Annotated in this window: 24 protein-coding genes; 11 read left to right on the top strand and 13 right to left on the bottom strand. The window is 54.7% G+C overall.

Features of this window, described 5'->3' with window-relative positions:
- The first annotated feature begins 51 nt into the window (after positions 1-51).
- Both elbB and mtgA read left to right on the top strand, forming a co-directional pair.
- Positions 52-705 carry an isoprenoid biosynthesis glyoxalase ElbB gene (elbB, locus tag ACVCAM_RS06405; protein WP_039024476.1) on the top strand — a complete coding sequence of 218 codons (654 nt, stop codon included), beginning with the start codon at positions 52-54 and terminating at the stop codon, positions 703-705.
- On the top strand, positions 702-1,427 hold the full coding sequence (gene mtgA, locus ACVCAM_RS06400; protein ID WP_023326169.1) for a monofunctional biosynthetic peptidoglycan transglycosylase: 726 nt from the start codon (positions 702-704) through the stop codon (positions 1,425-1,427). The genes elbB and mtgA overlap by 4 nt, the downstream gene beginning before the upstream one ends.
- Before the next feature lie 41 nt (positions 1,428-1,468).
- On the opposite strand, the gene npr is transcribed toward mtgA, so the two are convergent.
- The 11 genes from npr to ACVCAM_RS06345 form a co-directional block, all read right to left on the bottom strand.
- The gene (gene npr, locus ACVCAM_RS06395; RefSeq protein ID WP_003861872.1) at positions 1,469-1,741 is read right to left on the bottom strand and encodes a PTS phosphocarrier protein NPr; all 273 of its coding nucleotides are present in this window, start codon (positions 1,739-1,741) and stop codon (positions 1,469-1,471) included.
- A complete protein-coding gene (gene rapZ, locus ACVCAM_RS06390) occupies positions 1,738-2,592 on the bottom strand; it encodes an RNase adapter RapZ (RefSeq protein WP_008501442.1) in 855 nt (284 codons plus the stop codon). Before rapZ ends, npr begins: the two co-directional genes overlap by 4 nt.
- A 45-nt stretch (positions 2,593-2,637) precedes the next feature.
- Positions 2,638-3,129, bottom strand: coding sequence for a PTS IIA-like nitrogen regulatory protein PtsN (gene ptsN / locus ACVCAM_RS06385; protein ID WP_008501443.1), 492 nt, complete (start codon positions 3,127-3,129; stop codon positions 2,638-2,640).
- An 82-nt stretch (positions 3,130-3,211) separates the two neighbouring features.
- Positions 3,212-3,499 (bottom strand): ribosome hibernation promoting factor, encoded by a 288-nt coding sequence (hpf, locus tag ACVCAM_RS06380; RefSeq protein WP_088475250.1) that lies wholly within the window; start codon positions 3,497-3,499, stop codon positions 3,212-3,214.
- 22 nt (positions 3,500-3,521) lie between these two features.
- The gene (gene rpoN / locus ACVCAM_RS06375; RefSeq protein ID WP_008501445.1) at positions 3,522-4,955 is read right to left on the bottom strand and encodes an RNA polymerase factor sigma-54; all 1,434 of its coding nucleotides are present in this window, start codon (positions 4,953-4,955) and stop codon (positions 3,522-3,524) included.
- A 47-nt stretch (positions 4,956-5,002) separates the two neighbouring features.
- Positions 5,003-5,728, bottom strand: a complete 726-nt coding sequence (gene lptB / locus ACVCAM_RS06370; RefSeq protein ID WP_008501446.1) for an LPS export ABC transporter ATP-binding protein — start codon at positions 5,726-5,728, stop codon at positions 5,003-5,005.
- 6 nt (positions 5,729-5,734) lie between these two features.
- Complete coding sequence (gene lptA, locus ACVCAM_RS06365; protein WP_008501447.1) at positions 5,735-6,289, bottom strand: lipopolysaccharide ABC transporter substrate-binding protein LptA; 555 nt, start codon at positions 6,287-6,289, stop codon at positions 5,735-5,737.
- A complete protein-coding gene (gene lptC, locus ACVCAM_RS06360) occupies positions 6,258-6,833 on the bottom strand; it encodes an LPS export ABC transporter periplasmic protein LptC (RefSeq protein WP_407223713.1) in 576 nt (191 codons plus the stop codon). Before lptC ends, lptA begins: the two co-directional genes overlap by 32 nt.
- The gene (kdsC, locus tag ACVCAM_RS06355) at positions 6,830-7,396 is read right to left on the bottom strand and encodes a 3-deoxy-manno-octulosonate-8-phosphatase KdsC (RefSeq protein WP_008501449.1); all 567 of its coding nucleotides are present in this window, start codon (positions 7,394-7,396) and stop codon (positions 6,830-6,832) included. The genes lptC and kdsC overlap by 4 nt, the downstream gene beginning before the upstream one ends.
- 14 nt (positions 7,397-7,410) lie before the next feature.
- Positions 7,411-8,397 carry an arabinose-5-phosphate isomerase KdsD gene (gene kdsD, locus ACVCAM_RS06350; protein WP_008501450.1) on the bottom strand — a complete coding sequence of 329 codons (987 nt, stop codon included), beginning with the start codon at positions 8,395-8,397 and terminating at the stop codon, positions 7,411-7,413.
- 13 nt (positions 8,398-8,410) lie between these two features.
- Positions 8,411-9,388 carry a calcium/sodium antiporter gene (locus tag ACVCAM_RS06345; RefSeq protein ID WP_008501451.1) on the bottom strand — a complete coding sequence of 326 codons (978 nt, stop codon included), beginning with the start codon at positions 9,386-9,388 and terminating at the stop codon, positions 8,411-8,413.
- Positions 9,389-9,615: 227 nt separating this feature from the next.
- Between ACVCAM_RS06345 and mlaF the strand changes: the two genes are divergently transcribed.
- The 7 genes from mlaF to murA all read left to right on the top strand — a co-directional run bounded on the left by mlaF (position 9,616) and on the right by murA (position 14,409).
- Positions 9,616-10,428: a phospholipid ABC transporter ATP-binding protein MlaF gene (mlaF, locus tag ACVCAM_RS06340; RefSeq protein ID WP_008501452.1), complete on the top strand. Its 813-nt coding sequence runs from the start codon at positions 9,616-9,618 to the stop codon at positions 10,426-10,428.
- Positions 10,429-10,435: 7 nt separating this feature from the next.
- Positions 10,436-11,218 (top strand): lipid asymmetry maintenance ABC transporter permease subunit MlaE, encoded by a 783-nt coding sequence (gene mlaE / locus ACVCAM_RS06335; RefSeq protein WP_008501454.1) that lies wholly within the window; start codon positions 10,436-10,438, stop codon positions 11,216-11,218.
- Positions 11,219-11,222: 4 nt separating this feature from the next.
- The gene (mlaD, locus tag ACVCAM_RS06330; RefSeq protein WP_025912553.1) at positions 11,223-11,771 is read left to right on the top strand and encodes an outer membrane lipid asymmetry maintenance protein MlaD; all 549 of its coding nucleotides are present in this window, start codon (positions 11,223-11,225) and stop codon (positions 11,769-11,771) included.
- An 18-nt stretch (positions 11,772-11,789) separates the two neighbouring features.
- A complete protein-coding gene (mlaC, locus tag ACVCAM_RS06325) occupies positions 11,790-12,425 on the top strand; it encodes a phospholipid-binding protein MlaC (protein ID WP_021242263.1) in 636 nt (211 codons plus the stop codon).
- A complete protein-coding gene (gene mlaB, locus ACVCAM_RS06320) occupies positions 12,425-12,718 on the top strand; it encodes a lipid asymmetry maintenance protein MlaB (RefSeq protein ID WP_025912552.1) in 294 nt (97 codons plus the stop codon). Before mlaC ends, mlaB begins: the two co-directional genes overlap by 1 nt.
- 126 nt (positions 12,719-12,844) lie before the next feature.
- Positions 12,845-13,099 (top strand): BolA family iron metabolism protein IbaG, encoded by a 255-nt coding sequence (ibaG, locus tag ACVCAM_RS06315; RefSeq protein WP_008501458.1) that lies wholly within the window; start codon positions 12,845-12,847, stop codon positions 13,097-13,099.
- A 50-nt stretch (positions 13,100-13,149) separates the two neighbouring features.
- Positions 13,150-14,409: a UDP-N-acetylglucosamine 1-carboxyvinyltransferase gene (murA, locus tag ACVCAM_RS06310; protein WP_008501459.1), complete on the top strand. Its 1,260-nt coding sequence runs from the start codon at positions 13,150-13,152 to the stop codon at positions 14,407-14,409.
- Positions 14,410-14,469: 60 nt separating this feature from the next.
- Here the strand turns inward: murA and sfsB are convergent, their stop codons facing one another.
- Positions 14,470-14,757, bottom strand: a complete 288-nt coding sequence (sfsB, locus tag ACVCAM_RS06305; protein ID WP_008501460.1) for a DNA-binding transcriptional regulator SfsB — start codon at positions 14,755-14,757, stop codon at positions 14,470-14,472.
- A gap of 229 nt (positions 14,758-14,986) precedes the next feature.
- On the bottom strand, positions 14,987-15,958 hold the full coding sequence (ispB, locus tag ACVCAM_RS06300; RefSeq protein WP_008501461.1) for an octaprenyl diphosphate synthase: 972 nt from the start codon (positions 15,956-15,958) through the stop codon (positions 14,987-14,989).
- A gap of 257 nt (positions 15,959-16,215) precedes the next feature.
- On the opposite strand from ispB, the gene rplU reads away from it, so the two are divergent.
- Entirely contained in the window at positions 16,216-16,527 is a 312-nt protein-coding gene (rplU, locus tag ACVCAM_RS06295; protein ID WP_003025032.1) for a 50S ribosomal protein L21, read from the top strand.
- A 19-nt stretch (positions 16,528-16,546) separates the two neighbouring features.
- Complete coding sequence (gene rpmA, locus ACVCAM_RS06290) at positions 16,547-16,804, top strand: 50S ribosomal protein L27 (protein ID WP_004385076.1); 258 nt, start codon at positions 16,547-16,549, stop codon at positions 16,802-16,804.
- The last annotated feature ends 7 nt before the right edge of the window (positions 16,805-16,811 follow it).

Raw genomic sequence — 16,811 nt, 5'->3', positions numbered from 1 at the left:
TAATCAAAATTATTAATGTGCTTCAGCAAGTTGCAGAAAAGGATTGTCATGATGAAAAAGATTGGTGTCGTGCTAAGCGGATGCGGTGTTTACGATGGCTCTGAGATACATGAAGCCGTCATCACGCTGCTGGCCCTGGCTAAGCAGGGAGCCGAGGTGATTTGTTTTGCGCCAGACAAAAATCAGGCGGATGTGATTAACCATCTGACCGGTGAGCCGATGGCGGAAACCCGTAACGTGCTGATTGAAGCCGCGCGCATTGCGCGAGGTGACATCCATCCTCTTATTCAGGCAGACCCTGCAGAGCTTGATGCGCTCATTGTGCCAGGTGGGTTTGGCGCAGCCAAAAATCTCAGTACCTTTGCCGCGCAGGGCGCGGAGTGTCAGATCGATCCTCATCTCAAAGCGCTGTCGCAGGCCATGCATGCGGCAGGGAAACCGCTGGGCTTTATCTGTATCGCACCGGCGATGTTGCCTAAAATTTTTGATTTCCCGCTGCGCGTGACCATCGGGACGGATATTGATACCGCAGAGATTGTCGAAGAAATGGGGGGCGAACACGTTCCGTGCCCGGTGGATGACATTGTGGTTGATGAAGATAACAAGATTGTCACCACGCCTGCGTATATGCTGGCGAAGAATATCGCGGAAGCCGCCGTGGGCATTGAAAAACTGGTCGCCCGCGTGCTGGTGCTGACGGAATGAGGCGTCCGTTTTCCGCAGGCGCATGGGTGAAACGCCTTCTTCTACGCATCGTTCTCGTCATGGCGGTGTTCTGGGGAGGCGGGCTGGCCGTGTTCAGCATTATGCCGGTCCCGTTCTCTGCCGTGATGGTTGAGCGTCAGCTCGGCGCGTGGCTCAGCGGCGATTTCGGCTATGTTGCCCATTCTGACTGGGTAAGCATGGACGAGATCTCTCCGTTTATGGGGCTGGCGGTCATCGCAGCGGAGGATCAGAAATTCCCTGAGCACTGGGGGTTCGACGTTGCGGCCATTGAGAAGGCGCTGGCGCATAACGAACGCCATGAAAACCGCGTGCGCGGCGCGTCAACCTTGTCGCAGCAGACGGCCAAAAATCTGTTTCTGTGGGACGGCCGCAGCTGGGTGCGAAAGGGGCTGGAAGCGGGGCTCACCCTGGGCATGGAAACGGTCTGGAGCAAAAAGCGCATTCTGACCGTGTATCTCAACGTTGCCGAGTTTGGCGACGGGGTATTTGGTGTCGAAGCTGCATCACAACGCTATTTTAATAAACCCGCCAGCAAGCTGAGCATGTCTGAGGCGGCGCTGCTCGCGGCTGTTCTGCCTAATCCCATCCGTTTTAAAGCCAGTGCCCCCTCAGGGTACGTGCGAAGCCGTCAGGCGTGGATTATGCGCCAGATGCGTCAGTTGGGAGGAGAAGGGTTTATGGAGAGCAACAAACTTATGTAGGGCGGGTAAGCGCAGCGCCACCCGCCTGAAGGGCAGAGACCTTAATCTTCGTCGAACCCTGCGTTAAACAGCGCAATCACCGCCGCCAGCGCTTCCTCTTCCTGGGGGCCGGTGGCTTCGACTTCAATCTGACGCCCTTTGGCGGAATCCAGCATCAGCAGAGCAATGACGCTGTTCGCCTCCGCTTCGGTACCTTCGTCATTCCGCAGCAGAACTTCTGCATCGAAACCCTGCATCAGCTCAAACAGCTTCATCGCCGGGCGCGCATGCATGCCCAGCTTATTGGTGATCTCAACGGTCTGTTTTACGGTCATGTTTTACGTTTTTCCAGCGTGCGATGACGGGACTGAACGTTCTTCCCGCGCGAGCGGAAATAGTCGGCCAGCTGTTCGGCGATATAAACCGAACGATGTTTACCGCCGGTACAGCCAATCGCTACCGTCAGGTAGCTACGATTGTTTGTCTCCAGCATAGGTAACCATAGCTCAAGGTAGCTTCGCGTCTGGTAGATAAAATTGTGAACTTCTGTGTGCCTGTCGAGGAAGGCCGCGACGGGTTTATCCAGACCGGTCATAGGACGCAGTTTCGGATCCCAGTGTGGGTTCGGCAGGAAGCGCACGTCGAAAACATAATCCGCATCAATCGGGATACCGTGCTTGAAGCCAAAGGATTCGAACACCATCGTCAGTTCGCGCTCGCGTTTACCCAACAACCGGGTACGCAGCATTTCCGCCAGCTCGTGAACGGACATCTCAGAGGTGTCGACAATCAGGTCGGCGCGAGAACGCAGCGGCTCCAGCAGATCGCTCTCTTCATCGATTGCGCTCTCCAGGGAGAGGTTCTTACTGGAAAGCGGGTGCAAACGACGGGTGTCGCTGTAGCGGCGAATCAGGGTATTACGGTCTGCATCGAGGAACAGCAGCTGAGGCGAGAACGTGTCAGGCAGGTTACTCATGGCCTGCTCGAAGATCTCTGGCGATTCCGGCATGTTACGAACGTCGATACTGACGGCAGCCGAGGTCTGTCTCTCGGCAAGCGTACGGGCCAGGTCGGGCAACAACACGACCGGAAGGTTATCGACGCAGTAAAAACCCATGTCTTCCAGCGCGCGCAGAGCCACGGATTTCCCCGACCCTGAACGACCGCTGACAATCATCAGCACCATGTTCCGTTTCTCCTCAGGACAACAGATGTGAAGGCCATCTCCTGGTTATGCATCATCCTGATTGCCTTCTGCTTCGGTGATAATTTGATAAAGCTCTTCATCACTTTGAGCCGAGCGCAGTCGACGGCAAATGGTTTTATCAGCCAGACGTTTGGCGACCAGCGACAGCGTATGCAGATGGGTTTTCGTCTGGTCAGCAGGCACCAGCAGCGCGAAGAGGAGATCGACGGGCTGGTTATCAATGGCATCAAAGGCGATCGGTGTTTCAAGCTGCACAAACACACCGACGGCACGCAGGGTATCCTCTTCCAGCTTGCCGTGCGGGATTGCGATGCCGTTGCCGATACCGGTACTGCCCATCTTTTCGCGGGTCAGAATCGCTTCGAACACCACCTGCGGCGGCAGGCCCAGCTGTTTTGCGGCCAGTTCACTGATGATTTCCAGCGCACGTTTTTTGCTCTGGCAGTGAACCGCACTGCGGGTACATTCCTGGTTAAGGACATTGCTCAGTTGAAGAGCGGAATCGTTGTTCATCATAATTTCACCTAAGCGCTAACTGTACAAATGGCCTGTTGTGTTTCACAACAGGCCGTCCTGCACCCGTTAACTGCCCGGACAATTAGTGTTGTTTCAGTTTATCTTTATGTTTATTGAGCTGTCGCGCAAGCTTATCAATCAAGCCGTCGATAGCAGCGTACATGTCTTGCCCTTCCGCACTGGCATGCAGTTCCCCCCCGTTAACATGCAGGGTGGCATCCGAGATATGAGTCACTTTCTCCACTTTCAACACAATGTAGACCTGATTGATCCTTTCGAAATACTGCTCGAGTTTTGCAAACTTCACGTTCACAAAGTCGCGTAAAGCCTCAGTAATTTCGACGTTTTGTCCAGTGATGTTGAGCTGCATAGTGTCTTCCTTATCGGTTGTGTCAGACCAGCTGTTTACGCTGGTTGGACGGCGGAATGGATAAAGACTCTCGATACTTCGCAACAGTACGACGTGCCACCATAATACCCTGATCGGACAGCATGGTGGTTAACTTACTGTCGCTTAGTGGCTTCGCGGGGTTCTCCGCGGCGATCAACTTCTTCACCAGAGCACGAATGGCCGTTGACGACGCTTCGCCGCCGCCCTCGGTATTCACATGGCTGGAGAAGAAATACTTAAGCTCAAAAATACCGCGTGGACTGTGCAGATACTTCTGCGTGGTGACACGGGAAATGGTTGATTCATGCATCTCGACGGCCTGGGCGATATCCGCCAGCACCATCGGTTTCATATACTCTTCGCCCTGCTCAAAGAAAGCCTGCTGCTGTTCGACAATACAGCGGCTGACGCGTAGCAGCGTATCATTTCGGCTCTCCAGACTTTTGATCAGCCATCGCGCTTCCTGCAAATTGCTACGAATATATTGGTTGTCGGCGTCGTTACGCACGCTGGTGCACATGGAGGCATACTGCTGGTTGATTTGCAGGCGAGGGATGCTGTCTGAATTCAGTTCAACGACCCAGCGGCCGTTGTGTTTTCTGACCAGTACATCCGGGATCACGTACTCGGGCTCGCTGGTCTGGATCGACTGACCGGGGCGCGGATCGAGCGACTGGATCAGATTCACCGCTTCTTTCAGCACCTCTTCTTTCAGGCGCGTGACGCGCATCAGGGTGCGGAAATCGTGGTTCGCCAGCAGATCCAGATGATCGCTGATGATCGCGCGCGCCTCCTCGAGCCATGGCGTCTCTTTGCTGAACTGAGAAAGCTGAATCAGCAGGCAGTCGCGCAGATCTTTTGCGGCTACGCCTACCGGATCGAAACGCTGGATGCGCTTCAGAACGGCTTCGACTTCCTCAAGCTCAATCTCGTCGTCGCCCATGCTTTCCAGTATATCGTCGAGGGTGACGGTCAAATAGCCGGTGTCGTCAACGGCATCGACAATCGACGTGGCAATCGCGCGGTCGGTATCGGAGAAGGGGGTGAGTTCCACCTGCCACATCAGGTAATCCTGCAGCGACTGGGTGGTTTCGCCCTGATAGACCGGTAGCTCATCGTCCTGGTAGTCTGCACGCGTACCGGAAGGGGTTCCGGCGGTGTAGATTTCATCCCAGCTGGCATCAAGCGGAAGCTCGTCGGGCATCTCTTTTTGTTCGAGTGCATCCGCGGTATCGAGCGCTTCAGTATCCTGCGATTGCTGGGTATCTACCTCGTCATGAAGATCGGTTTGTTCCAGCAGGGGGTTACTGTCCAGCGCCTGCTGAAGCTCCTGCTGAAGTTCTAACGTGGACAGTTGCAACAGGCGAATTGCCTGCTGTAGCTGCGGCGTCATCGCCAGTTGTTGGCTGAGCCTTAATTGCAAACCTTGCTTCATGTTCAGAGCATTTTTCTCCGGTTCGGCGTTACGTTACCTCTACCCTATCAGAGTCTGAAGTCTTCCCCAAGATAGACGCGCTTAACATGATCGTCTTCGAGGATCTGCTGCGGCGTACCGTGGGCGATCAGATTGCCCTGGCTGACAATATAGGCGCGTTCACATACGGCCAGCGTTTCACGCACGTTGTGGTCGGTAATCAGTACGCCAAGCCCGCTGTCGCGCAGGTGCTCAATGATACGTTTAATGTCGATAACGGAGATGGGGTCAACGCCCGCAAACGGTTCATCCAGAAGGATAAATTTCGGGTTTGCGGCCAGCGCACGCGCAATCTCAACGCGACGGCGTTCGCCCCCGGAGAGTGCCTGACCGAGGCTGTCGCGCAGATGCTCAATGTGGAACTCTTCCATCAGCTCGTTGGCACGATCCTGACGCTGTTCGTTGGTCAGGTCGTTACGAATTTGCAGGACCGCCATCAGGTTGTCGTAAACGCTGAGACGACGGAAAATGGAGGCTTCCTGCGGCAGATAGCCGATCCCGCGACGCGCGCGCGCGTGCAGCGGCAGAAGACTGATGTCTTCATCGTCAATGATAATGTTGCCGGCATCGCGCGGCACAATACCCACGACCATGTAGAAGGTGGTCGTTTTACCCGCACCGTTCGGGCCAAGCAGCCCCACGATTTCGCCGGAGTTGACGGTCAGACTGACATCTTCTACGACACGGCGGCCCTTATAGGCCTTCGCGAGGTTTTTTGCAGTTAATGTTGCCATAACGAATTAGTTACTCTTCTTCTGTGCCGGGGCCTGGCCCTTGCCTTTGTCCTGCAGCTGCGACGGAACCAGTACGGTGGTCACGCGTTTGCCTTTCTCGCTGGAGGCCTGCATTTTTTGCTCTTTAACCAGATAGGTAATCTGGTCGCCGGTAATGTTGCTGTCCAGCTGTTCCAGATACGCATTCCCGGTCAGGATGACCAGATCCTTCGCCAGCTCATAGTGCATGTGCGTAGCGCGGCCTTTCACCGGCTTGCCGTTGTCCTGCATCTGGTAGAAGGTCGCCGGATTACCATAGCCATCGATAATCTCTTTGCCCTGCTCGCCACCCGGACGGGTCACGACCACTTTGTCGGCGTTGATTTTGATGGTGCCCTGGGTCATGACGACGTTACCCGTGAAGGTGACGACGTTACCCTGCATATCGAGAGACTGGGTGTCGGACTCAATATGGATCGGCTGGTCGGTATCGCCCGTTACAGCAAGCGCGGGGAGACTGGCCGCCAGCATCGCGCTGGCGATAATTACTTTAAGGCTGAGTTTGTTTGTTTTGAATTTCATAGGAGGTTCTAACCTTTTCAATCAGCTCGGCGTTCTTGCTGCGTAAGTTCCCGCGCATTCTTAAACCGCTGGAATTAAATGTTGTGCCATACAGTGTGACCAGATCCTGCGACGTCACGTCCTGGGTTACCAGGTTGATCTGGGCATTATCCGTCGTAATTTTTCGCAGTTGCGAGTCAGCGGTCAGGGCGTTGACTTCAACGTGGCCATACAGATAAAGCATACGGTCATTTGTCAGTTTGGCCCGATCTGACTTAATTGACCACGTCGGCACTTTGTCTTTATCAAATGTGGTCATCACAGGTTGGGTAAACCATGAAACGCCATCATCGGAAAAATATTCAACATGCTGGGCAATCAGGCGATAGTTCAGCGCACCTTCCGGGCTGTAGACCACGGTGTCGCTGTGATCGCTTTTATAGGTTGGATCGGTATTGTTGATCACTTCCGTTTGCGTATCGTCGCGATCGGCAAGGTCCACGCCAATCAATACCAGTGCGACAAGCGAAAGCAAAATGATAATCCAACGTCTGGTTTTACTCATATCGATTGCCCTTTGGCCTCATCAAGCTTGCCCTGCGCCAGCAGAAGCAGATCGCAGACTTCACGGACAGCGCCGCGGCCACCGTTGATGTGGGTAACGTAGTCGGCGCGCGGGATCAGCAGCGGATGCGCATCGGCAACGGCGATGCTCAGCCCAACTTCAGCCATCACCGGCCAGTCAATCAGGTCGTCCCCGACGTAGGCCACGTTTTCCGGTGCGATAGCCAGTTTACCCAGTAAATCATTGAACGCCGCCATCTTATCGGATTGACCCTGATACAGATGGGTAATACCTAAAGTTTCACAGCGGTCTTCTACCAGTTTAGCGTTTCGCCCGGTGATGATCGCCACCTCAATCCCCGAGGTGAGCGCACAGCGGATACCATAGCCGTCGCGAACGTTAAACGCCTTCAGCTCTTCACCATTATTGCCCATGTAAATCAGGCCGTCGGAGAGAACCCCATCCACATCGAGGATGAGCAGACGAATGTTTTCCGCCTTTGCCATCATCTGCGTACTGACCGGACCATAACAGGTTGCAAGGGATGCACCCGCATTACTCATTGTCTTATCCTTCATTACACTACGCCTGCGCGCAGCAGATCATGCATATGTACCACACCCAGCAACTGGTCGCCATCGGCAACCATAACGGAGGTGATATGGCGGGACTGCATCAGGTTCAGCACATCCACGGCCAGCGTACCGGGACGCACGCGGATACCGCCCGGCGTCATCACGTCGGCAATGCCGAGCGTGCGGACATCGACACCCATGTCGAACACGCGACGCAGGTCGCCATCGGTGAAGATCCCCTGAATTTTCATCAGATCGTCGCACACGACCGTCATCCCCAGATTCTTACGGGTGATTTCCAGCAGCGCATCACGCAGGGAGGCTTCTTTACTGACGTGAGGGATCTCATCCCCGGTGTGCATAATATCGTTTACCCGCAGCAGGAGCTTGCGCCCCAGCGCGCCGCCCGGGTGGGAAAGCGCGAAATCTTCCGGCGTAAAGCCGCGGGCTTCAAGCAGCGCCACGGCAAGCGCATCGCCCATGACCAGTGCAGCGGTGGTGCTGGAGGTCGGCGCCAGACCGAGCGGACAGGCCTCCTTGGGAACCTTCACGCACAGGTGAATATCGGCTGCACGCGCCATGCTGCTTTCCGGACGGCTGGTCATGCAAATCAGCGGCACCTGCAGTCGCTTCAGAACCGGGATGAGCGCCAGGATTTCATTGGACTCACCGGAGTTGGAGAGCGCGATGACGATATCCTGCGGCGTGACCATACCCAGGTCCCCGTGCGCGGCTTCCCCCGGGTGGACAAAGAAGGAAGAGGTGCCGGTACTGGCAAAGGTTGCCGCCATTTTGCGTCCAATGTGGCCGGACTTGCCCATCCCCATCACCACGACTTTGCCGGCGCAGTAGAATATCTTCTCACATGCCAGACTAAAATCCTGATTAATGTACTGATCTAACTGCGCCAGACCTTCACGTTCAATCTCCAGAACGTCTTTGCCTGCTTTCTGAAAGTCAAAACCCGGCTGCAATTCTATTTGCGACATAATGCGTTTCCGTTTACCCAGAGAGAAGAGGCGAGAGCCAGTACAGCATCGCCATCCATACGATAAATCCACCCGTCAGCAGCGCGCCTGCGCCTTTGCCGATCTGTCGTTGCCGCCGCCAGCAGAGCAGGGCAAAAATCACGCTGACCAGCAACATCACGCCGTAATCACGTGAGAACGCCAGAGGATTAAAGGGCCCTGGCGAAATCAGGGCCGGCAGGCCCATCACAATGGCGATATTAAAAATGTTAGAACCGATGATATTACCAATGGCAATGTCATCCTCACCTTTACGTGCCCCCGCAATGGCGGTGGCCAGCTCCGGCAGGCTGGTGCCGATGGCAATCACCGTCAGGCCTATAGTCAGCTCGCTGATGGCAAAATAGTTCGCCAGCACTGTCGCGTTATCCACGACCATGCGCGTTGCCATCGGCATGATGATCAGTGCGACGCCCAGCCAGAGCAGGGCAACAGGCAGCGTGCCTTCTCGCGGAAGCTCGGCGACCTGCTCGCGCGTGAGGCTATCCTGACCCTGCTTTTCAGCCAGACGGGCGATCTTAACACTATACAGCAGCCAAATAACGGCCAGCGCCAGCAGGAAAATGCCGTCGCTGTAGCTCAGTACGCCATCGTAAAATACGCACCCTGCCAGCAGGCTTACGAGTAACATTAGCGGCAATTCACGGCGCAGAACATCAGAATGCACGCGAAAAGGATGGAGCAGCGCGGCCAGGCCTAAAATCAATAAAATATTGACGATGTTAGAGCCAATGGCGGTGCCGACTGCCAGGTCTACCTGACCATGCAGCGAGGCGGAGACAGAGACGATGATTTCAGGAAGCGACGTTCCTACGCTGACCACAGTCATCCCGATGACAACAGGTGGTACGCCACTCAGGCGACACAGGATAGATGCAGCAAACACTAAACGGTCAGCACTGTAGACCACCAACAGTAAACCAATTATTAACAGTGCTGTTGCTAAAAGCATCAAAAGTCCTTTCTTCAGGTATACTCGTCGGTCCATTGCTCGGGAATGGCTGGACTGCATACAGTCTGAGGCGTAACGAATTCCTAATTTTGACTTTATGCGCCGGAAAAGTAAAACAAATGCCAGCTTTCGCTAACCTCTACGGTTATTATTCTGTAAAAATGCGGAGTTTAGGGCTGATTCAGGCTACATGCCTTAACGTGAGCAGGATAAGAAAGGAACCATAAATGAGCCAAACCATGGCGAATTTAGTCGATGTCCGCGGTGTGAGTTTTTCTCGCGCCAACAGATTGATATTTGATGATATTTCGTTGACCGTGCCGCGTGGCAAAATTACTGCCATCATGGGGCCGTCCGGGATCGGTAAAACGACCCTGCTCCGCCTTATTGGTGGGCAGATCCCACCGGATAGCGGTGAAATCCTCTTTGACGGCGAAAACATCCCGGAGATGTCGCGCTCGCGCCTGTATACTGTTCGCAAACGCATGAGCATGCTCTTTCAGTCGGGGGCTTTGTTCACCGACATGAACGTCTTTGATAACGTTGCCTATCCGCTGCGCGAGCATACCAGCCTGCCGCCTGCGCTGCTGAAAAGCACGGTGATGATGAAGCTAGAAGCCGTCGGGCTGCGGGGCGCCGCGAAGCTGATGCCTTCGGAGCTGTCCGGCGGGATGGCGCGTCGTGCCGCGCTGGCGCGAGCCATTGCATTAGAACCTGATTTAATCATGTTCGACGAACCGTTTGTCGGGCAGGATCCCATCACGATGGGCGTGCTGGTGAAGCTCATCTCTGAGCTGAACAGCGCGCTTGGCGTCACCTGCATTGTGGTGTCTCACGATGTACCTGAAGTGTTGAGCATTGCCGATTACGCCTACATCGTAGCGGACAAAAAGATCGTCGCACACGGTAGCGCCCAGGCGCTGCAGGAAAATTGCGATCCGCGCGTGCGGCAGTTCCTCGACGGTATTGCCGATGGCCCTGTGCCGTTCCGCTACCCGGCGGGCGACTATCGTGACGATTTACTGGGAATAGGGAGTTAAGCCACTCATGCTGTTAAATGCGTTGGCCGCTCTCGGACACCGTGGCATAAAAACCATCAGGACGTTCGGGCGTGCCGGATTGATGTTATTCAACGCGCTGGTCGGCAAGCCGGAATTCCGCAAGCACGCGCCGCTATTGGTGCGTCAGCTTTATAACGTCGGCGTGCTGTCGATGCTCATCATCATTGTCTCCGGTCTGTTTATCGGTATGGTGCTGGGTCTGCAGGGCTACCTGGTGCTGACAACCTACAGTGCGGAAACCAGCCTCGGGATGCTGGTGGCGCTCTCGCTGCTGCGTGAACTGGGGCCCGTTGTGGCGGCGCTGCTTTTCGCCGGGCGCGCGGGGTCGGCCTTAACGGCTGAAATTGGCCTGATGCGCGCGACCGAGCAGCTCTCCAGCATGGAAATGATGGCGGTCGATCCGCTGCGTCGCGTGATCTCGCCGCGTTTCTGGGCCGGGGTCATCTCTTTACCGCTGCTGACGATTCTGTTTGTCGCCGTGGGGATCTGGGGCGGTTCGCTGGTTGGCGTGCACTGGAAAGGCATTGATGCCGGTTTCTTCTGGTCTGCCATGCAGGACGCCATTGATCTGCGAATGGATCTGATTAACTGCCTGATTAAGAGCGTGGTATTTGCCATTACGGTCACCTGGATTGCATTGTTCAATGGTTACGATGCCATCCCGACGTCGGCGGGCATTAGCCGCGCAACTACACGTACAGTCGTTCATTCGTCGCTGGCCGTACTGGGTCTGGATTTTGTGCTCACCGCACTGATGTTTGGGAATTGAGTTCATGCAAACGAGAAAAAATGAAATTTGGGTCGGTGTATTCCTGCTGCTGGCGCTGCTGGCCGCGCTGTTTATCTGCCTGAGAGCGGCGGATATCACGTCTGTGCGCACCGAGCCGACGTATCGCATCTATGCCACCTTCGATAACATCGGCGGGCTGAAGGCGCGTTCACCGGTCCGTATTGGCGGCGTGGTGATCGGACGCGTATCTGACATTACGCTGGATGAGAAGACCTATCTGCCACGTGTCGCGATGGATATCGAAGAGCGTTACAACCACATTCCGGACACCAGCTCCCTTTCTATCCGGACTTCCGGTCTGCTGGGCGAACAATATCTGGCGCTTAACGTCGGTTTTGAAGACCCCGAGCTGGGAACGACTATCCTTAAGGACGGGAGCGTGATCCAGGACACCAAGTCCGCCATGGTGCTGGAAGATATGATTGGTCAGTTCCTTTACAACAGTAAAGGGGATGATAAAAAGTCTGACAATGCCCCTGCGCAGAGTGAAGACCATACCAATGCTGCGCCGACCCCAGGTGCTACGAATTAATATCAGGAGAAGTCATTCATGTTTAAACGACTGTTAATGGTTGCCATGCTGGTTATTGCCCCTCTCACCGCGGTGCACGCGGCGGATCAGAGTAACCCGTACAAACTGATGGACGAAGCCGCGAAGAAAACCTTCGATCGTCTTAAAAACGAGCAGCCTAAGATTCGTGCTAATCCTGATTACCTGCGTGACGTGGTTGACCAGGAGCTGCTGCCGTACGTGCAGATCAAATATGCGGGAGCCCTGGTGCTGGGCCGCTATTACAAAGACGCAACCCCGGCTCAGCGTGAGGCCTATTTTGCCGCTTTCCGTGAATACCTGAAGCAGGCGTATGGTCAGGCGCTGGCGATGTACCACGGTCAGACCTATCAGATCGCCCCGGAGCAGCCGCTGGGTGATGCGACCATCGTCCCTATTCGCGTAACGATCAACGATCCTAACGGCCGTCCGCCGGTGCGTCTGGATTTCCAGTGGCGTAAAAACAGCCAGACCGGCCACTGGCAGGCGTATGACATGATCGCCGAAGGCGTAAGCATGATCACCACCAAACAGAACGAGTGGAGCGACCTGCTGCGCACCAAGGGGATTGATGGCCTGACCGCGCAGCTGCAGTCCATCGCTCGTCAGAAAATTAGTCTGGACGAGAAGAAGTAATGTCACAGCAACTCAGCTGGTCGCGTGAAGGCGAGACATTAAAGCTGTCCGGTGAGCTGGATCAGGATCTGCTGAACCCCTTATGGGATAAACGCCATGAGGCCATGCAGGGCGTGACGGTTATTGACTTAACCAACGTCACGCGGGTAGATACGGCAGGCGTTGCACTGCTTGCCCATCTGGTTGCGGTGGGGAAAAAGCAGGGGGCGAGCGTCACGCTTCGCGGCGCGAGCGAGAATGTCGTGACCCTGGCGCAGCTCTACAATCTCCCTCAGGACGTACTGCCTCGTTAATATTTTCAGTGCGTTACTTCCGAAAGCCCTGACAGTTTCATCGTCGGGGCTTTTTGCTTGTTTAAGACGACGCCACTTTGCTCTAAGATGTTGGGCTTGTTTTCACTATCAGATGATTAAGAGCCCATGGAAAATCATGAAATCCAGACAGTGCTGATGAATGCACTCTCCCTTCAGGAAGCCCACGTCACAGGCGATGGCAGTCACTTCCAGGTTATTGCTGTGGGTGAGATGTTCGACGGTATGAGCCGTGTGAAGAAACAGCAGGCTGTGTACGCGCCGCTGATGGAATATATTGCGGATAACCGCATCCACGCCCTGTCGATTAAAGCGTTCACCCCGCAAGAGTGGGCACGCGATCGCAAACTAAACGGTTTTTGAGCTGAGGGCGACAGGCCCGCAGCACGGTTGAATTTATAAGAGAGCACACCATGGATAAATTTCGTGTACAGGGGCCAACGCGTCTCCAGGGCGAAGTCACAATTTCTGGCGCGAAAAACGCCGCGCTGCCCATCCTCTTTGCTGCACTGCTCGCGGAAGAGCCGGTAGAGATTCAGAACGTACCGAAGCTGAAAGATATCGACACCACCATGAAGCTGCTCACCCAGTTGGGCACGAAAGTCGAGCGTAACGGTTCCGTCTGGATCGACGCCAGCAAGGTGAATAACTTCTCTGCCCCTTACGATCTGGTGAAAACCATGCGTGCTTCCATCTGGGCGCTTGGCCCGCTGGTGGCGCGTTTCGGTCAGGGTCAGGTTTCGCTGCCGGGCGGTTGCGCTATCGGTGCGCGTCCGGTTGACCTGCACATCTTTGGCCTGGAAAAACTGGGCGCAGAGATCAAGCTGGAAGAAGGCTACGTTAAAGCGTCCGTCAATGGTCGTCTGAAAGGCGCGCACATTGTTATGGACAAAGTGAGCGTGGGTGCAACGGTGACCATTATGTCTGCGGCAACGCTGGCAGAAGGGACCACGATCATCGAAAACGCCGCGCGTGAACCGGAGATTGTGGATACTGCCAACTTCCTCGTGGCGCTGGGTGCGAAGATCTCCGGTCAGGGTACCGACCGCATCACCATCGAAGGCGTTGAGCGTCTGGGCGGGGGTGTCTATCGCGTACTGCCGGACCGTATCGAAACCGGTACCTTCCTGATCGCTGCTGCGATCTCTGGCGGGAAAATTGTTTGTCGCAACGCGCAGCCAGATACCCTGGATGCGGTGCTGGCGAAACTGCGCGATGCGGGCGCGGATATCGAAATCGGTGAAGACTGGATCAGCCTTGATATGCATGGACAGCGTCCAAAAGCGGTCAATGTGCGTACGGCACCGCATCCGGCGTTCCCAACTGACATGCAGGCACAGTTCACCTTGTTGAACCTGGTCGCCGAAGGGACCGGCTTTATCACGGAAACCATTTTCGAGAACCGCTTTATGCACGTACCGGAGCTGATCCGTATGGGGGCACGTGCCGAGATCGAAAGTAATACCGTGATTTGCCACGGCGTTGAGAAACTGTCCGGTGCTCAGGTGATGGCAACCGATCTGCGTGCGTCTGCCAGCCTGGTGTTGGCGGGTTGTATCGCGGAAGGCACAACGATCGTGGATCGTATTTATCACATCGATCGTGGCTATGAGCGTATCGAAGATAAACTGCGCGCGCTGGGTGCCAATATCGAGCGTGTGAAGGGCGAGTAATCGTTCCGGCAGCCCCCTGCCAGAAATGACCGGGGGGTTGCTGTTCCTGTCAAAAAAACCTTATTCCTGCGATTCTTTTTTTACTTTTCTCTGGCGAATCATGCGCGATCTGTCGATAAATTCATGGGTGACAGGATCGTGGTAGCGCGAAGGCCAAATCACCCACGGATGCGTGTCCAGCGCCGTTGCGATAATTAATTCTCCTTTTGGCCAGGGGCGGGTGAGGGCGTTTGCCAGAGTTGAAGAACTCAGTCCATGGCGGCGGGACTCTGCTGCCAGTGAAGTGCCTTTTTTGCGCAGTGCGGCAATAATATCAGCCGTGTGCCAGTCGATAAATTTCGTATCCATAACGCCGTCCTTAAGTTCGGATTCACCTACGCCGTTTCTTCTGAAACGACGGGTTTACTATACCCATTTCGAACTCTTGTTCTAAAAAGTTCGCGTTACTTGAAGGAATATTCAGAATAAAACATGGCTTTATTCATGCGGTCTCTAAACCGATGAATTTACATGAACGCGGAATTTACTGGTGTGTACTGGAATCTCCCCGCCAGGTTCGCGGGGAGAAAAAGGGAGATTAACGGTCGCGCTGAACGGCGATGTGGGCAAGGCCAATCAGTGCTTCGCGCCATGGGCTGTCTGGAATGACCTGAAGGGCCTCGATGGCCTTGTCGGCTTCTTCTTCTGCACGCTGACGCGTCCATTCGAGCGATCCGCAGATTGCCATGGTTTCCAGTACAGGTTCCAGAAGATGGCGGCCATTTCCCTGCTCAATCGCTTCACGGATCATCTTCGCCTGGTCGGCCGTTCCGTTACGCATGGCGTGGAGCAGCGGCAGGGTCGGTTTGCCTTCGTTCAGGTCATCGCCAACGTTTTTGCCGAGCGTCTCGCCGTCCGCACTGTAATCCAGCAGATCGTCAATCAGCTGGAAGGCTGTGCCCAGATAGCGGCCATAGTCCTGCAGGCCTTTTTCCTGCGCTTCGGTACAGCCCGCCAAAATGCCGGAACACTGGGCCGCCGCTTCAAACAGGCGCGCGGTTTTGCTGTAGATGACGCGCATGTAGTTTTCTTCAGTGATGTCCGGGTCGTTGACGTTCATCAGCTGGAGCACTTCGCCTTCAGCAATGACGTTTACGGCTTCGGACATCACTTCCAGCACTTTCAGGGAACCCAGGCTGGTCATCATCTGGAAGGCGCGGGTATAGATAAAATCCCCCACCAGGACGCTGGCTGCGTTCCCGAACGCGGCGTTAGCCGTGGCTTTGCCACGACGCATATCCGATTCATCCACCACATCGTCGTGCAGAAGCGTCGCCGTGTGGATAAATTCGATGAGCGCGGCGATAGTGATGTGGGCATTTCCCTGATAGCCAACGGCTCTGGCAGCCAGAATAGCAATCATCGGACGAATGCGTTTACCGCCGCCGCTGACAATGTAATAGCCCAACTGATTGATCAGCTGAACGTCAGAGTTGAGTTGCTCCAGGATTGCTGCATTCACACCCGCCATATCTTGCGCGGTTAACTCGTTGATTTTTTCTAAATTCATCGCAAAAGCCGGGCTTTTTATCCTGTTGATCCCATCTTCAATGGGGTAACGAAGGGTTTCGGTTTATCAATAGTAGTGCTGATTGTACTGAAAAAACGGCTCAGATAAACGTTACCGTACGTGTTGTGTTTTTTTTCTTCATGTATTGACGGTAGCACTTGTCAAAGGCTCGCGTTTTGCGTAATATTCGCGCCCTATTGTGAATATTTATAGCGCACTCTGATTCATACGAGGACGTGCGCGGAAGCGGAGTTTATATGTACGCGGTTTTCCAAAGTGGTGGTAAACAACACCGAGTAAGCGAAGGTCAGACCGTTCGCCTGGAAAAGCTGGACATCGCAACTGGCGAATCTGTTGAGTTCGCAGAAGTTCTGATGATCGCAAACGGTGAAGAAGTCAAAATCGGCGTTCCTTTCGTTGATGGCGGCGTTATCAAAGCTGAAGTTGTTGCACACGGTCGTGGCGAGAAAGTTAAAATCGTTAAGTTTCGTCGTCGTAAGCACTACCGTAAGCAGCAGGGCCACCGTCAGTGGTTCACTGATGTGAAAATTACTGGCATCAGCGCCTAAGACCTGAGGAGAGATTTAAATGGCACATAAAAAGGCTGGCGGCTCCACACGTAACGGTCGCGATTCAGAAGCTAAACGCCTGGGCGTTAAGCGTTTCGGTGGCGAATCCGTTCTGGCGGGTAGCATCATCGTTCGTCAACGTGGTACCAAATTCCACGCTGGCAACAACGTAGGTTGCGGTCGTGACCACACTCTGTTTGCTAAAGCAGACGGTAAAGTGAAATTTGAAGTTAAAGGCCCGAACAACCGTAAATACATCAGCATCGTTGCTGAGTAAGGTTTTC

The sequence above is a fragment of the Enterobacter sp. CFEC122 genome (assembly GCF_052983755.1).
This window is presented reverse-complemented; position numbering and strand designations above follow the sequence as displayed.

Bases quoted from the DNA above. Each gene is read 5' to 3' on its own strand.
- elbB (WP_039024476.1), top strand. From the start codon at position 52: ATGAAAAAGATTGGTGTCGTGCTAAGCGGATGCGGTGTTTACGATGGC.
- mtgA (WP_023326169.1), top strand. From the start codon at position 702: ATGAGGCGTCCGTTTTCCGCAGGCGCATGGGTGAAACGCCTTCTTCTA.
- npr (WP_003861872.1), bottom strand. From the start codon at position 1,741: ATGACCGTAAAACAGACCGTTGAGATCACCAATAAGCTGGGCATGCAT.
- rapZ (WP_008501442.1), bottom strand. From the start codon at position 2,592: ATGGTGCTGATGATTGTCAGCGGTCGTTCAGGGTCGGGGAAATCCGTG.
- ptsN (WP_008501443.1), bottom strand. From the start codon at position 3,129: ATGATGAACAACGATTCCGCTCTTCAACTGAGCAATGTCCTTAACCAG.
- hpf (WP_088475250.1), bottom strand. From the start codon at position 3,499: ATGCAGCTCAACATCACTGGACAAAACGTCGAAATTACTGAGGCTTTA.
- rpoN (WP_008501445.1), bottom strand. From the start codon at position 4,955: ATGAAGCAAGGTTTGCAATTAAGGCTCAGCCAACAACTGGCGATGACG.
- lptB (WP_008501446.1), bottom strand. From the start codon at position 5,728: ATGGCAACATTAACTGCAAAAAACCTCGCGAAGGCCTATAAGGGCCGC.
- lptA (WP_008501447.1), bottom strand. From the start codon at position 6,289: ATGAAATTCAAAACAAACAAACTCAGCCTTAAAGTAATTATCGCCAGC.
- lptC (WP_407223713.1), bottom strand. From the start codon at position 6,833: ATGAGTAAAACCAGACGTTGGATTATCATTTTGCTTTCGCTTGTCGCA.
- kdsC (WP_008501449.1), bottom strand. From the start codon at position 7,396: ATGAGTAATGCGGGTGCATCCCTTGCAACCTGTTATGGTCCGGTCAGT.
- kdsD (WP_008501450.1), bottom strand. From the start codon at position 8,397: ATGTCGCAAATAGAATTGCAGCCGGGTTTTGACTTTCAGAAAGCAGGC.
- ACVCAM_RS06345 (WP_008501451.1), bottom strand. From the start codon at position 9,388: ATGCTTTTAGCAACAGCACTGTTAATAATTGGTTTACTGTTGGTGGTC.
- mlaF (WP_008501452.1), top strand. From the start codon at position 9,616: ATGAGCCAAACCATGGCGAATTTAGTCGATGTCCGCGGTGTGAGTTTT.
- mlaE (WP_008501454.1), top strand. From the start codon at position 10,436: ATGCTGTTAAATGCGTTGGCCGCTCTCGGACACCGTGGCATAAAAACC.
- mlaD (WP_025912553.1), top strand. From the start codon at position 11,223: ATGCAAACGAGAAAAAATGAAATTTGGGTCGGTGTATTCCTGCTGCTG.
- mlaC (WP_021242263.1), top strand. From the start codon at position 11,790: ATGTTTAAACGACTGTTAATGGTTGCCATGCTGGTTATTGCCCCTCTC.
- mlaB (WP_025912552.1), top strand. From the start codon at position 12,425: ATGTCACAGCAACTCAGCTGGTCGCGTGAAGGCGAGACATTAAAGCTG.
- ibaG (WP_008501458.1), top strand. From the start codon at position 12,845: ATGGAAAATCATGAAATCCAGACAGTGCTGATGAATGCACTCTCCCTT.
- murA (WP_008501459.1), top strand. From the start codon at position 13,150: ATGGATAAATTTCGTGTACAGGGGCCAACGCGTCTCCAGGGCGAAGTC.
- sfsB (WP_008501460.1), bottom strand. From the start codon at position 14,757: ATGGATACGAAATTTATCGACTGGCACACGGCTGATATTATTGCCGCA.
- ispB (WP_008501461.1), bottom strand. From the start codon at position 15,958: ATGAATTTAGAAAAAATCAACGAGTTAACCGCGCAAGATATGGCGGGT.
- rplU (WP_003025032.1), top strand. From the start codon at position 16,216: ATGTACGCGGTTTTCCAAAGTGGTGGTAAACAACACCGAGTAAGCGAA.
- rpmA (WP_004385076.1), top strand. From the start codon at position 16,547: ATGGCACATAAAAAGGCTGGCGGCTCCACACGTAACGGTCGCGATTCA.